Source organism: Bacteroides sp. 3_1_13, assembly GCF_001185845.1.
In the GTDB taxonomy this organism is placed as follows: domain Bacteria; phylum Bacteroidota; class Bacteroidia; order Bacteroidales; family Bacteroidaceae; genus Bacteroides; species Bacteroides xylanisolvens.
The window spans coordinates 86,461-101,325 of the sequence record NZ_KQ236955.1 but is presented as its reverse complement, the minus strand read 5'-3'; the positions used below and the strand labels follow the sequence as shown (position 1 = coordinate 101,325).

Annotated in this window: 11 protein-coding genes; all 11 read left to right on the top strand. The window is 37.6% G+C overall.

Features of this window, described 5'->3' with window-relative positions:
* Positions 1 to 124 precede the first annotated feature (124 nt).
* The 11 genes from HMPREF9009_RS00325 to HMPREF9009_RS00275 all read left to right on the top strand — a co-directional run bounded on the left by HMPREF9009_RS00325 (position 125) and on the right by HMPREF9009_RS00275 (position 14,859).
* Positions 125 to 967 (top strand): GLPGLI family protein, encoded by an 843-nt coding sequence (locus HMPREF9009_RS00325; RefSeq protein ID WP_083444127.1) that lies wholly within the window; start codon positions 125 to 127, stop codon positions 965 to 967.
* A gap of 45 nt (positions 968 to 1,012) precedes the next feature.
* The gene (locus HMPREF9009_RS00320) at positions 1,013 to 1,732 is read left to right on the top strand and encodes a GLPGLI family protein (RefSeq protein WP_083444126.1); all 720 of its coding nucleotides are present in this window, start codon (positions 1,013 to 1,015) and stop codon (positions 1,730 to 1,732) included.
* 299 nt (positions 1,733 to 2,031) lie between these two features.
* Positions 2,032 to 2,304 (top strand): TIGR04149 family rSAM-modified RiPP, encoded by a 273-nt coding sequence (locus HMPREF9009_RS00315; protein ID WP_049701133.1) that lies wholly within the window; start codon positions 2,032 to 2,034, stop codon positions 2,302 to 2,304.
* Positions 2,305 to 2,365: 61 nt separating this feature from the next.
* Positions 2,366 to 3,220: a GLPGLI family protein gene (locus tag HMPREF9009_RS00310; RefSeq protein ID WP_049701132.1), complete on the top strand. Its 855-nt coding sequence runs from the start codon at positions 2,366 to 2,368 to the stop codon at positions 3,218 to 3,220.
* A gap of 235 nt (positions 3,221 to 3,455) precedes the next feature.
* Complete coding sequence (locus HMPREF9009_RS00305; RefSeq protein ID WP_083444124.1) at positions 3,456 to 4,295, top strand: GLPGLI family protein; 840 nt, start codon at positions 3,456 to 3,458, stop codon at positions 4,293 to 4,295.
* Between the two features lie 34 nt (positions 4,296 to 4,329).
* A complete protein-coding gene (locus HMPREF9009_RS00300; RefSeq protein WP_232313553.1) occupies positions 4,330 to 5,586 on the top strand; it encodes a radical SAM peptide maturase in 1,257 nt (418 codons plus the stop codon).
* Positions 5,583 to 8,225, top strand: a complete 2,643-nt coding sequence (locus HMPREF9009_RS00295; RefSeq protein WP_049701129.1) for a hypothetical protein — start codon at positions 5,583 to 5,585, stop codon at positions 8,223 to 8,225. The genes HMPREF9009_RS00300 and HMPREF9009_RS00295 overlap by 4 nt, the downstream gene beginning before the upstream one ends.
* A 10-nt stretch (positions 8,226 to 8,235) precedes the next feature.
* On the top strand, positions 8,236 to 9,471 hold the full coding sequence (locus HMPREF9009_RS00290; RefSeq protein WP_049701128.1) for a TIGR04150 pseudo-rSAM protein: 1,236 nt from the start codon (positions 8,236 to 8,238) through the stop codon (positions 9,469 to 9,471).
* Positions 9,472 to 9,513: 42 nt separating this feature from the next.
* Entirely contained in the window at positions 9,514 to 11,745 is a 2,232-nt protein-coding gene (locus HMPREF9009_RS00285) for a peptidase domain-containing ABC transporter (RefSeq protein ID WP_049701127.1), read from the top strand.
* A gap of 3 nt (positions 11,746 to 11,748) precedes the next feature.
* Entirely contained in the window at positions 11,749 to 13,056 is a 1,308-nt protein-coding gene (locus tag HMPREF9009_RS00280; protein WP_049701126.1) for an HlyD family secretion protein, read from the top strand.
* Between the two features lie 15 nt (positions 13,057 to 13,071).
* Positions 13,072 to 14,859, top strand: a complete 1,788-nt coding sequence (locus HMPREF9009_RS00275) for a S41 family peptidase (protein WP_049701125.1) — start codon at positions 13,072 to 13,074, stop codon at positions 14,857 to 14,859.
* Positions 14,860 to 14,865: the final 6 nt, after the last annotated feature.

Sequence of the window (14,865 nt, the reverse complement as noted above, 5' to 3'; positions counted from 1 at the left end):
CTGCACTTCCGAGGAGGTTATTGAAAATATTGTATAATAGCTGTTTTTTTAATTGATATTAAATAGTTTTTTGATAATCTCCTTGTATTGTGTTTTGTAAATATTTAGGAAATAGAAATAAAGAATGGAATATGTAATGAAATCCTCTCTGATAACCAGTATATTTTATCTGATTTTATGTGTGTGTTCAAATCTATGTGCTCAAACTCGTAAGGGTATAATTATTTCTCCTTCTTCAAAGAATACAGATCAAATGTCTGTTATAGATTCTTGTTATATTAGAGTTTGGTATGCATTCAATGCTGACAGTATAAATAATCCAAATACATATATTGATTTTCATCGTTTAGAAATAGGAGATAAAGTAGCTAAATATTATAGTTATTTTATTTTTAATTCAGATTCTCTTTGTACAGCTTGGATTAATCATAATCCACATACTGAGAGTAGACCACGTCGGTTAGGACCTGGGGGAAAGGATCCAGATCACTGGTCTGAATATAAATACTCTGAATATTTCATCGATTATTCAAAAAAACAAATTACAGAATATAGTCGAATGCCTTTTTTCTTGAGAAACCGAAATAGCCAGACTACGGAGATTATTCCAATTCAAAATTGGAATATATATGATGATACTAAATTATTAATGGGCTATTTATGTCAAAAAGCAAAATGCTTTTTTAGGGGAAGAGAATATGAAGCATGGTTTGCGATGGATATTCCCATTAGTAATGGACCTTGGAAGTTTAATGGATTGCCTGGCCTAATATTGAAAATCAATGACATCGATAATCTATATTCATTTGAATGTGTCAAAATTGAAATATTTAAGGAAAAAATTCCAATTAAAAAATACAATTATGAAAGCTATAAGAAAATCGATCGATTAAAACTTCTAGAATTCCAAAGAGAGATTCACGAACGCTACGAAAAGATTCCCTATCATTCTCTTGAATTAGAATGAAAGTTGAGATTTTTAGGTAGGCAACAATATAATAAATAATGTATTATGAAGTATCGTATATTACCGCTCTGTCTTTTACTATCATGTAGTATTTTGGGAAAGGCTCAAATTCCACCTATTCCCCTACCTAAAAACACAGAGTGTATGACCATTGTCGATTCTGGATTTATCAGGATCTGGTATGCTTTGAATCCACTTAAAATATCTGATCCTAAGACATACGATGATTTGCAGAGGCTGGATATTGGGTCACATCTATCAAAATATTACAGCTATTTTGTGTACAACTCAGATTCGCTTGTAACAGAATGGGGAAAACAGAATAGAGATGCTCAAAGTATTCCTAGTCGACTTGGAGAAAAGGGGAAGATTTCAAGTTGGTCAGAATACGTGTATTCAGAGTATTTTAAATGTTTTTCCTTAAATTCATTTACAGAATATTCTCGAATGCCGATGTATTTATACCAAGAAAATAGTCAATATACAGAACAAATACCTATTCAGAATTGGGAAATCCATGCGGATACTTTAATGATTTTAGGGCACTGTTGTCAAAAAGCGACTTGTACTTTTAGAGGTCGGGAATATACCGCATGGTTTAGTATGGATATTCCCATCTCTAATGGCCCTTGGAAGTTTGGTGGGCTACCCGGATTAATATTAAAGGTATTCGATGTGGAACGTTTGTTTGTTTATGAGTGTGTAAGAATTGAGCAAAATAAAAATAAATTTCCGATAAAGATCTATAATGACTATAATAGATAGAGGAAACGAAAGAGAGAAAAAGTATTGCAATTACAGCGTGAGGTCAATGAAAATTATCTTAAAATCGCAGGTGTAACTCTAAGAAGTGGAAAGTTGCCTGAGCAAAAGCGTCATTTCTATTTGGAACTAGAACAATGAAGTAAATGTATTATACAACTGAAAGTGCTAAATATCTGATTCTGTAATTGCTGTAAGAAAAATAATTGTTGACATTAAAATATCATAGTCAATTTGCAGGGCTATGAACAATAGAGTAGCTAACTATTGGAGTATTCTGCAGCATAACTAAATTTAGTGTAATGAAAAAGCTAAGAAAATTGAAGTTGAATGCTTTGTCTGAAGCAAGTCTGGAAGACAAAGAAATGAACGCCTTAAGGGGTGGGAACTGTTGTACTTGTTCGTGTTATTGGGAAGATCAAGGAGGAAGTTCTTCTTCAGACAATAGTAGTGCGAATTCTAAGATTGGTGATGGTGGATATTCCTTACAAGGATGCAATCAGTATGTAAATTGTGGAGGTGATCCTGAATATACAGAATTCATCGATCCCGAGTGGTTTGATATACACGGTTAACCAAAATGTAGGACAGATGGAATGTTTTTCTATTCTATCTGTCCTCTTAAACAAAAAAGAAATGAAAACATCACTATTGCTAACGATATTCATATTTATTATAATTGGATATGCTCAATCTCAGGAAAAACAAGGAAAAGCTTATGCTCCATTGCCTGAATTTCAAGAGTCAAGGGCTGTAGATACAGCTTTTGTGCGAATAGCATTTGCCTTTAATGCATTGGATATTAACAAACCGGATACATATATTGATCTTCAATATTTAGATATAGGAACAAATTTGTCAAGACATTATAGCTATTGGGTATCTAATAATAATTTATTGGTACATGAATGGAATAAAAAATATCCGAACGCACAATCAAGTCCTATTAGGTTAGGTCCTTTAGGTAGGATACCTGATTATTGGTCTGAATATCAATACTCAGAATATTTCAAAGATTACAAAGAAAATCTGCTGACTGAGTACGCACGTATGCCGCATGGCGTACCTAGTTACCAATCTTCAGAAAAGATACCTGTGCAGGATTGGAATATTGGCAGCGATACACTGTCTGTGATTGGATATTTATGTCAGCAAGCAACATGCTTTTTTCGCGGTAGATATTATACTGCATGGTTTGCCAAGGATATTCCGATCAGTAATGGCCCCTGGAAGTTTGGAGGTTTGCCGGGACTTATATTAAAAATATACGATAACAATCAATTCTATACTTGGGAATGTATCAAAATTGAGCCTTTTAAATTCCCTTTGAAGCGATATGATTTTAGCCATTATAAACCTGTGGAACGATTGAAATTACTGAAACTGCAAAGAATGCTTAATGAGGATTTCTATAAGGTAATGGGGGTACGCAGGCTTAATGGTGGAAAATTACCCGGACCTGTTTCTTACGAACCTTTAGAATTGGAGTAAGTAATGGTTGAACAGAAAGTATGAAATATCTGACTATATGGTTTGTGGAATGAAATATTTAATTGATGACATTAAAATATCATAGTCAATTTGCAGGGCTATGAGCAATAGAGTAGCTAACTATTGGAGTATTCTGTAGAATAACTAAATTTAGTCGTGTTGAAAAGGGAGTGTAATTCTATTGATGAGTTTTAATTCTTATTTCGACGCGGCTATAAATGTATAAAATTAAATTATGAAGTATTTAAATATAATAATGTTATTGGTATCGGTAAATGCACTATCCCAAGTACCTATGCGACCTTTGTCGAGAAATATGTCTACAATGGAAACAATAGATTGGGGGAATATAAAGGTGTATTATGCATTGAATGCGCTTGATATAAATACTCTTGGTACCTATGAAGATTTGCAGTGTTTAGAAATAGGAAAATATTCGTCGAAATACTATAGTTCGTTTGTTTTTAATTCGGATTCACTTATTGCTGATTGGAAAGCAAAGCATCCTCATGCACAGTCTGTTCCTCGTTTGGGTGAACTTGGTAGATATCCTAATAAATGGTTGTGTTATACTTATTCTGAGTTCTATAAAGATTTTCGTAAAGGCGTATTGCTCGAATATGTCCGTATGCCATATGGTATTAAAAATGGATATTGGTCTATTGAAAAAAATACTTCTCAAAACTGGCAAATCAAAGAAGATACATTACTTATAAATGGTTATTTATGCCAAAAGGCTATGTGTTACTTTCGGGGACGTAGTTATGTAGCATGGTTTACTATGGATATCCCTATTGAAAATGGTCCTTGGAAATTTGCAGGACTTCCCGGACTCATTTTGAAGGTCTATGATGATAAAAAACTGTATGATTTTGAATGTGTAAAAATAGAAAAAAGCAAAATAAGTTTTCCAATAAAAAAGTATTCTTATATGGGCTATAGACTTATTGATAGAAAGCAGCTGTTACAATTAGTAAAACAACTCAATGAAAACTATTTTGAAGTTGCTGGTATAAAGTTTACTAGTACCAAGCCATTAAAGAAAATAGATTATGAACCTTTAGAATTAGAATAAAATTTCAAATACATACCTGATAATGAAAAGAAATATGGATAATATTAAGTATATAACATCTGATAATGTGGTTTCTGCCCTTGCAAATTTACCACAATTGGTCTTTGAAGTTACTGATGCTTGTAATCTCCGATGCAAATATTGTGCTTATGGAGAGTTTTATGAGGATTATGATATGCGGGAAGATAAAATGCTGACAGCTGGGCGGGCTATTCTACTAATCAATTATTTAGAGAAGCTGTGGAACTCAGGATTAAATACTTCCGCTACGAGTAATCTCACTATCTCATTTTATGGAGGAGAGCCTTTATTAAATTTTTCTTTTATTGAAACGATTGTGCATCATATAAAGCATAAGGTTCATTGCCCGCATCGGAAATTTTCATTTTCGATGACTACCAACGCATTGCTACTTCACAAGTATATGGATTTTTTACAAGAAAATGAATTTTATTTGTTGATTAGTCTGGATGGAAATAAAGAAAATACTGAATATCGGGTGGACAAGGCAGGAAATTGTGCTTTTGAACGTATTGTGACAAATGTAAATAAACTGAAAGAAAAGTATCCGCACTACTTTCGTACCCATGTTAATTTTAATGCAGTTTTGCATAATAAGAATTCAGTGGAAGAGATATATCGTTTTTTTAAGGAAGAATATGACAAAATTCCACGAATTGGTGAATTGAATAATGTAGGTATTCGGAAAGATAAACTTGAGGAGTTCAAACGGACATATAAAAACTCACAGGAAAGTTTGCACCAAGCCGAACATTATGAAGAAATAGAAAGAGATATGTTTATGAATACGGGCAATTATCGTAGTCTTACTCTGTTTCTTCATCAATACAGTGGATTTGTATATAACGACTATACAGATTTGCTTTTCGAGAAAAAGGAAAAGCTTCAAAACATTCCAACAGGAACTTGCTTACCCTTCTCGAAGAAGATGTTTGTTACGGTAAATGGGAAAATTCTTCCATGTGAGCGTATTGGACATCAATTCGCTTTAGGTAAAATCACGGAAAATGAAATAGAATTGAATCCCGAGTGGATTGCAGATAAGTATAATGAATATTATGCTCGTGTAGAATCTCAATGTAGCAAGTGCAGAAATAGCAGGGCATGTATCCAGTGTATCTTTAATCTGGAAAATATAGATAGCAAGCCTGTTTGCTATGGGTATATGAATGAACAGAATTTTCAAAACTATGTAAGTCATCAGATGCACTTTTTAAAAAAGCACCCAGAGGCTTATAAAAAAATAATGGAAGAAGTGTTTACTGTATGAAACATGTATTGACTATACATATTTTTTTGTTGTTTGTATGTCGAATATCGGCACAAACTACTTTCACCGGCAATGTGCAAAATAAGTCGGGAGAACCGGTTATGGCTAATGTTACCATACAGGGTAAGGGAAGCCCTGCCATTTCGGGATTCAGTAAAAGTGATGCAAAAGGAAACTATACTATTATTTATAAAGGAAAAGCTGATAGCATTACATTAACTGTAACGGGAATGCTTATTGGCAAGCATAGCAAAACGGTAGCGAATCGTACGCAGCGAGTTGATTTTGTTATCAGCGAACAAGCTATGCAGCTGAAAGAAGTAAGGGTGAATGCATTTAAGATAAAGCAAACCAAAGATACGCTGGATTATCTAGTAGGTGCTTATACCGATCAGAGCGACCGCGTGATAGGAGATGCTCTGAAAAAAATGCCGGGAATTGATGTTGCGGAAAATGGTAAAATCTCTTATAATGGAAGAGAAATCAGTAAATTCTATGTGGAAAATATGGATTTACTTCAAGGGAAATATGGTCTTGCGACCAATAACATTCCGGTTAAGGCTGTTTCCATTGTTCAGGTTCTTGAAAATCATCAGCCTATCAAAGCGTTGCGAGGAAAGTTGCCGACCAATGACGTTGCCATTAATCTTAGATTGAAAGATAGCGCTAAAGGCACACTTTCTCTCATGGGATTAGCGGGAGGAGGTTACCAGCCTATACTTTGGAATGCTGAACTGACGGCTTTGTATTTCAGTAAGAAAAAACAAAATATGACTATATATAAAGGTAATAATTCAGGGGACAATGTTGCTTCCGAGTTCCGCACTCACTATGATTATGAACGAGTATATATGCCATCCGGGAGTCCGCTTCATATACAAATGCCTGGTACTCCTCCCATTCCTCAGAAACGTTACATGGACAATCGTTCAAATGCTGTGACAACCAACCATCTGGTAAAACCTAATGAAGATACGGAATTAACGACGAGCATTCTGTATTATGACGATCGTATCAAAAAAGAAGGCTATTCACTTTATGAGCAATATTTACCTTCAAATGACAAGCTTGTTATTGAGGAACGGATAAATTCCGTTAGCCACATTCACAATGCGGAAGTGGTATCCAGGCTTAATGTAAACGCCAAAGAGCATTATTTTAGTAATGCTTTTAATCTGAAAGCTAATTGGGACAACGATACTGGTACGGGAAGAACACGTAGTAATACGGATTTGAAAGATGATTTGATAACCCAGCATCTTAATCATCCTTTTTTGTCTGTTGACAACACTATGAATTTGGTCAAAACAAGAAGGAAACACACTTATACAATTTATTTTTCAACAGGGTATTGTCAAAAACCGCATACGTTGACGGTATCTCCCGTTAACTATTGGGGAGATACATCTATAAAATCTCTTAGTCAAAAATTGGATGCGAGAGATTTTTCATCCATGCTGAGGCTATCATATGGTTATAGTATAAAAGATTTCCGGTTGAATTATTCTTTATGGGGACGTGCAGATATTCGACATTTGGATACGGAGTTAACTGAGGTAAAAATGGAAGGTATATCCAATAATCCGGCAGACTCACTACGTAATGATCTTTGGTATAATACATTTCAAGCAGGTTTATTTCAAGGTTACACCTATGATAAAGGAAATTTTAGAGTATCCTTTAATATACCTCTCGTCTATTACAGGCTGACAGATAATGACAAAGTTCCGGATATAACGTCTCATTATGACCGGCTATTAATCAACCCGTCTGTTGCCTTAAAGTACGAATATGGTGACTTTGCCCTTTATACTAGTAGCAAAATAAGTAAAAGTCTTGGGGATATGAATTCAAGTTATACGGGGTTCATTATGCAAGGTTACCGCAGTTTATTGCGTAATACGGCAGACAAGCTTTTTGAATCACGTTCTGCCGATGCCAGTATATCTGTGAGCTACCGGAACGTTTTTAAGGCATTATTTGCTAATCTTACGGCTAACTATAAGCATTTATGGAAGAATCTTTTATATGGTTACGACTATCTGGGCATTATGAGTGTTAAAACTACGATTGAACATCCTGTGACCTCAGAAAATTACGGGATCAATTTGAGTTTAAACAAAGGACTGAACTTCTGGTCGGCTACGTGGAAAGCATCTGGCAATTGTAATTGGGTAGACGGGCAACAACTAATTCAAAATGAAATATTAGATTTTCGCTCTCGTAATTATGGAGCAGGTAGCAGTCTGAATGTTAGTCCATTTTCGTTCTTAAGCTTGAATTATTCTTTTTTCTGGAATTGGAGTCGAAGTTATGTGGCAGGGCTTTCCTCCGAGTTTCCTTCTATTAAGCGAACTTCGCAAACTATAGGAATAAATATTTTTCCTACCAAGGCAATCACTATGAATCTTAATATAGAACATCAATATAATAATTCAACCAACGAACGCTATACCACCTTTGCTGACGCTGGCATCAAGTGGAAAAATAAACGTATTGATATAGAGCTGGGAGTAAACAATTTGTTTAATGCAAAGCGATATATATCTGCGTCCTATAGTGATGTAAGTACCCATTATTATAAATATGATTTGCGGCCTCTCAGCGCTCTTCTGAAATTCAGGTTTAAATTAAAATAAGGAGATAAATATGATGGAAAAGAAAAGTTTTTGGTTTGCTTTAAAATCAAATGTATATGTCGAATTTAAAGAGAAAAGAATTTTACTTTACGACACAAAATTCGGTGAGAATATTGAAACGGAGCAAGAGGAAAATATTGCACTTATTGTTCGGTTATATGAACCGGAAAATTTGGGAGTCATTTTAATTCAAGATGAATTACAAACCGATGTGGGTGTTTTTATTCACGAGATAATTGATAAGAAAATGGGAGATTTGATAAATATAAAAGAGAATCTTCCAAAGCCGGTTCGATTAGTGCCGATTTTGAATCTGCAAAAAGATATAGATAAACATAGGCAACACGAGGATAAAAGAATCTTTCTCGGAAAAAATATCAGTAAATATCTTCTTGAAATAAATATATATTTGAATGCAACTTGTGAAAACACTTGTAAGGAGTGTATGAATTATAATAAGCAAATACATTGTTGTACAACAAATAATGCTAAGGAAGAATTATCTGTTGAAAACTTACAAGTGATATTTGAACAACTTCACTATTTCCCTATAAAAAAAATCAATATATTAGGCGGCAATATCTTGAAATATGTTCACTTAGAGGAGTTGTGTAGATTGTCAGCTTTGTATCCGAAGGTTTTGCATCTTTATATGCATTATGAGAATTACCAGAAGCATAAATTAATCGATTCCCAACAATTGGAATTAATTGTCACGTTCCCCATAAAAAGAAAGAAATTTCAAGAAATATGGCAAGTCGTGGAGAGGGAAAATACTCAGTTACACTTGATTGTAGAAGATGAGGAACAATATTATATGGCCGAAAATTTGCTAGGTTCATTCAACATAGAAAAATACGAAATACATCCATTTTTCAATGGAAGAAATTTAAGTTTCTTTGAGAAGAGTATTTTTTTAAATAAAGAGGATATTTTTTCTAAAGTTATTTCGATGAGAGAAATTTTTAGAAACCAGAAACTTAATTCTAATTTTTTTGGAACATTGTATATTTTACCGGATGGATCCGTCAAAGCTAATATCGATACCTCAATTTTAGGAAATATAGGTACAGATAAGATTTTAGATATTATTTATCAAGAATTGACAGTAAACACAGCATGGAGAGTTGTGCGTAACTCGCAACCTTGCAGTGAATGTATTTATCAGTTTTTTTGTCCGGCTCCATCTGACTATGAAAGAGCTATTGGGCAGAATAATCTGTGTCAGTTAAAACAGGTAGAATGATTTAAGTGATTAAGCAACATTACAGTAGAGTAAGTAATAAGAATGATTAAAGCTTTTCCTCACTACCAGCAACTAGACTCGATGGACTGCGGTCCCTCTTGTCTGCGCATGATCGCCAAATACTATGGCCGTTGCTATTCCCTCCAAAATCTGAGGGAAAGAAGCTTCATCACCCGTCAGGGAGTTTCCATGCTGGGCATCAGCGATGCTGCCGAAAGCATCGGCATGCGTACGCAGGGAGTGCGTATCAGTTTGCAACAACTAATTGAGGATGTCCCTCTACCCTGTATCCTTCATTGGAACCAGAATCATTTTGTAGTCCTGTATGACATTCGGAAGAAGAAAAACCTTTTATGGAGAAGTAAAACGGAAGACTACACGTTCAGCATATCCGATCCCGCCAAAGGAAAGTATCCTATCGACAAAGCCGGATTTGAGAAATGCTGGATAAGCACCAAAGACGAAGGAAAGGAAGCCGGATTTGCTTTGTTACTGACCCCAACCCCCGAATTCCACGAACGCATAGACGACCAGGAGCAACAAAAGAAAAACCTCTCTTTCTACCTGCGCTACCTGTTCCCCTACAAGTCGCAATTGTTCCAGCTTATGGTCGGAATGCTGCTGGGCAGTGTTTTCTCGCTCATCCTTCCTTTCCTGACCCAAGCTATGGTGGACCAGGGTATCGGGAACAATAATCTGAACTTTATTACGCTGATACTCATATCGCAGTTGGTGCTGTCGATTACCCAAATGGGAGTGGGCTTCATCCAGAGCTGGATCAGCCTTCACATGAATACCCGGATAAGCATCACCCTGATTTCCGACTTCATAGCCAAACTGATGCGGTTGCCTATCCGCTTTTTCGATGCAAAAAACATAGGGGATATCCTGCAACGCATTGGTGACCACGGGCGTATTCAATCCTTCATGACCGGAACCACGCTGTCCACCCTCTTTTCCTTTTTCAACTTCTTTATCTTCGCCGGCATCATGGCTTATTATAACCTGTCCATATTAATAGTCTTTCTGGTGGGGAATGCTTTGTATGTCGCATGGATCCTGTCCTTCATGCGTTACCGCCGCAAGCTGGACAACGCCCGCTTTGCCCAAGCCGCCGCCAACCAGAGCAATATGGTGCAGCTCATTACCGGTATGCAGGAAATCAAACTGAACAACTGTGAGAAACAACAACGTTGGAAATGGGAATCCATACAGGTGAAACTGTTCAAGATAAGTATCAAAGGCACCGCGTTGGGGCAGGTTCAACAAGTGGGTTCCATCTTCTTTAGCCAGACCACTTCGCTCCTTATCTCTTTCCTTTCGGCAAAAGCGGTGGTGGATGGGGATATCACGTTGGGTATGATGATGTCCATCAGCTACATCATCGGGCAATTGTCGGGTCCTATCGGTCAGGTGATAAGCTTCAGCCAATCCCTTCAGGATGCCAAGATAAGTCTTGAACGGCTCAATGAGATTAATAATAAGGAAGAAGAAATCGGGTCGGTGGATGATAAGATAAATGTGCTGCCGGAGAACAGGGATATAACGTTGGAGAATGTGTGTTTCAGTTATGACAGTGCGGAAAGGGACTATGTGCTGGAGAACCTGAGTCTTACCATTCCGCATGATAAGGTGACCGCCATTGTGGGTGCCAGCGGCAGCGGCAAGACGACGGTAATCAAGCTTCTGCTGGGATTCTATAATCCGGTGAAGGGAGACATTAAAGTGGGCAAGTATTCGCTCAAAGACATCAATCCCCATCTGTGGAGGCAGAACACCGGAGCCGTGATGCAGGAAGGTTTTCTTTTCTCCGACTCTATCGCTAAAAACATTACTATCAGTGACGAGTCGGCAGACACAAAAAAGTTATTGAATGCCGTAGAGACAGCCAATATCAAGGACTTTATCGAATCGCTTCCGCAGAAGTACAACAGCAAGATCGGTATGGAGGGGAACGGTGTGAGCCAGGGGCAAAAGCAGCGGTTGCTGATAGCGCGTGCCATTTATAAGAACCCGACGTATCTGTTCTTCGACGAAGCCACCAATGCTTTGGATGCTAATAATGAAAAGATTATCCTGGATAATCTGACGCAGTTTTATAAGGGCAAGACGGTGGTAGTAGTGGCGCACCGGCTCAGTACGGTGCAAAGTGCAGATAATATTGTCGTGATGGATGCCGGCAAGGTGATTGAGTCGGGCACCCATAAGGAACTGACGGCCAAGAAAGGTGCCTACTACACGCTGGTGAAGAATCAACTGGAATTGGGGGTATAGCGTATGGAAGACAAGAAACGGGAAATAGAATTGAGAAGTGAAGAATTCAATGAGGTATTGAGTGCTGTTCCCTCCTGGATTCTTCGTTGGGGGATAACGATGATAGCTTGTGTCGTTGTGATTCTGCTAATAGGGAGTGCCGTGTTCAAATATCCGGATATCATCAGCTCTACAGTCACCCTGACGGGGACTACGCCTGTATCCGCCGTGGTGGCGAGGACTTCGGGAAAGTTGCAGGAACTGTATGTGGAGAACAACCAGCAGGTTGCGGCGAACACCCTGCTTGCAGTGATAGAGAATCCTGCAAAGACGGAGGATATACTGCGGCTCAAGGAGTTGGTGGGGCAGGCGGAGGGCAATTTGGATACCATTTCTTTAGTTCCCTCCCGGCAGCTTCAGCTTGGCGGTTTGCAGTCTCTTTATTCTTCTTTCTATCTGTCGATGTCCGAATACCGGCAGTTTAAGGAAGTGGCGTATCATTTGAAAAAGATCGGTTTGGTAAAGGCGCGGATAGTGCAGAATGAAGTTTATTATACGAATATGTTGAAACAGAAAGAGCTGTCGGAAGCCCAGACGAAGATCGCTCACCAGCAATATGCCCGAGACTCGCTGCTGGGCGTCAAGGGGCTTATCTCTAAAGAAGCCGTTGAAGAATCTTACAGCAGGTACCTGCAATCTTTTCTTTCGGCGGAAAATATGGACCGCTCCTTGGAGAACCTGCAGATTCAACTGGCGCAGATGAACGAGTCCCTGTATGATACCGAATATCAATATCTGGACCAGAAGAACACGCTGGAAACGCGGCTGCGCTCGCTAATCAATCAATTAAGGGCGGAAATAGATGCCTGGGAGATAAACTATGCGTTGATTACTCCGGTGGATGGCGAGATTACGCTGACACAGTATTGGACAAACAATCAGAATGTAACTGCGGGGAGTATCGTTTTTAATATCGTACCCGCGTATAAGGGAGAGATTATCGGGAAGGCACTGTTGCCTACGGAACGTTCGGGAAAAGTAAAAAAAAGTCAGAAAGTGAATATACGGTTCAGCAATTATCCGGATAAAGAGTTTGGTGTTGTGAGAGGGACGGTGAAGAACATCTCTTTAATACCGGTGGTGGACGGGCAGAATATTAAAAGCTATATGGTAGACATTCAGCTTCCCTCCGGGTTGAGGACCAGTTATGATAAAGAATTGCCCTTCTTGCCCGAGATGGAGGGACAGGCGGATATCATAACCGAAGACATTTCCTTACTGCAAAGATTCCTGATGCCGATACGGAAGGTGATAACGGAAGGATTAAATTAAAATAAGGAGATAAATATGATGGAAAAGAAAGGTTTTTGGTTTGCTTTAAAATCAAATGTATATGTCGAATTTAAAGAGAAAAGAATTTTACTTTACGACACAAAATGCGGATTTATATTTATTGCAATGCTAGTGTGGCTTTCTTCTTGTACTTTCTCACCCAGGAATAATAACGTGCCGGTAGAAATGTCCATGTGGGAATATACTGATTCAGATGTGGAAAATTTATCTTTATTATGTAAGATTTGGGGATTCATGAAATATTATCATCCAGAAGTACGTGCAGGAAAGTATGATTGGGATCACGAATTGCTTTGCGTAATGCCTTCTTTAGTATCTCTCCCCTCAAAAGAAAAACGAAATGAGGTTTTAGTAGAATGGATAGACCAATTTGATTTTAAAAAGAAGCGTGGAAATTATACTTTGTGCACATCGGACTCTATAAAGTTACTTCCCGATTTGAAATGGATAGAAGATAAAGGCAGTCTGGGAACGGTGCTGTCGGATAAATTAAAAGAAATTCGGGATGCCAAGAGAGATACGACAAGTTATTACGTGAACTTAGGAAATGAGAATATAGGAAAGGCCGTATTTACGCATGAGGAAAGATATTCTAAATGTATCTTTCCGAATATTAGTTATCAGCTCTTATCTTTATTCCGATTATGGAATGCAATTCAGTATTATTTTCCTTATAAATATCTTCTTAAGAACAGTTGGGATGATGTATTGCTGGATAATATACCTGCGTTTTTAGAAATAACGGACAGAATGGATTATGAGAATGCCTTGAAAAGATTTATAGCAGAAGTCCATGATACTCATGCCGGTATTTATGGCGGACCGATAAAAAAATATTTAGTGCCTGTTGTGATACGTTTTATTGAAGACAAAGCGGTAGTGACAGAATATTATGAATTGAAATCTAGTTTCAAGGGTGAAGAGGATCGGACTTTGCAGCCTGGAGATGTAATTGTACGTGTCAACAGTGAAGAGGTAGATTCCATAGTAAAACGTATCACGCCCTATATATCAGCTTCTAATGAAGCAACTTTGCAGAGACAGATAGCTGTAAATGAACTTCTATGGTCCAATGATACACTATTGTATGTGGATTATGAAAGAAACGGGGCTATTGAAAAAACAAGAATCAGATGCGTGCCGAATCAAATGTGCGAATCTACCGTCTTTCAAAAGCCGCAGCCGCTTATTTCCTACCTTTCTCCGGATATTTTATATCTGTATATGGGAAGTACCATCGGTGGAGAAGTTCCCCAAGAAATAAAATCTAAGGGTATGATTATTGATTTGAGAGCCTATCCTGTAATGGAGAAAATTAATGGATATTGGGAGTATAATCTTCTGTATCCGTCTTCTACAGATTTTGCAACATTTACCCACGGAAGCCTTTTGCAACCGGGATTGTTCACTTTCGGTCCTGTAGTAAAGGTGGGAAAAGAGAATGAAGATTATTATCAAGGTAAAAAAGTAATTTTGATAAATGAAACAACACAAAGCCATGCGGAGTTCATGACTATGAAATATAGATGTACCCCAAACACAGTTGTTATGGGAAGTACGACTGCCGGTGCCGATGGCAATTGTTCCTTTCTCATTTTGCCGGGTAACTTTAGAGCTACATTTACAGGGCTTGGCGTTTACTATCCCGATAAGTCGGAAACCCAGCAAATCGGTATTCTTCCTGATATTGAAGTTAAAAGTACAATTCAGGGGATACGTGAAGGACGTGATGAGGTTTTAGAAGCTGCTATAAAGTATTTAAATACTGAAGAAGTAAGGTGAACTTAA

Coding starts and splice junctions, on each gene's coding strand:
- HMPREF9009_RS00285 (WP_049701127.1), top strand. CDS start 9,514: ATGATTAAAGCTTTTCCTCACTACCAGCAACTAGACTCGATGGACTGC.
- HMPREF9009_RS00325 (WP_083444127.1), top strand. CDS start 125: ATGGAATATGTAATGAAATCCTCTCTGATAACCAGTATATTTTATCTG.
- HMPREF9009_RS00295 (WP_049701129.1), top strand. CDS start 5,583: ATGAAACATGTATTGACTATACATATTTTTTTGTTGTTTGTATGTCGA.
- HMPREF9009_RS00280 (WP_049701126.1), top strand. CDS start 11,749: ATGGAAGACAAGAAACGGGAAATAGAATTGAGAAGTGAAGAATTCAAT.
- HMPREF9009_RS00315 (WP_049701133.1), top strand. CDS start 2,032: ATGAAAAAGCTAAGAAAATTGAAGTTGAATGCTTTGTCTGAAGCAAGT.
- HMPREF9009_RS00305 (WP_083444124.1), top strand. CDS start 3,456: ATGAAGTATTTAAATATAATAATGTTATTGGTATCGGTAAATGCACTA.
- HMPREF9009_RS00300 (WP_232313553.1), top strand. CDS start 4,330: ATGGATAATATTAAGTATATAACATCTGATAATGTGGTTTCTGCCCTT.
- HMPREF9009_RS00275 (WP_049701125.1), top strand. CDS start 13,072: ATGATGGAAAAGAAAGGTTTTTGGTTTGCTTTAAAATCAAATGTATAT.
- HMPREF9009_RS00320 (WP_083444126.1), top strand. CDS start 1,013: ATGAAGTATCGTATATTACCGCTCTGTCTTTTACTATCATGTAGTATT.
- HMPREF9009_RS00290 (WP_049701128.1), top strand. CDS start 8,236: ATGATGGAAAAGAAAAGTTTTTGGTTTGCTTTAAAATCAAATGTATAT.
- HMPREF9009_RS00310 (WP_049701132.1), top strand. CDS start 2,366: ATGAAAACATCACTATTGCTAACGATATTCATATTTATTATAATTGGA.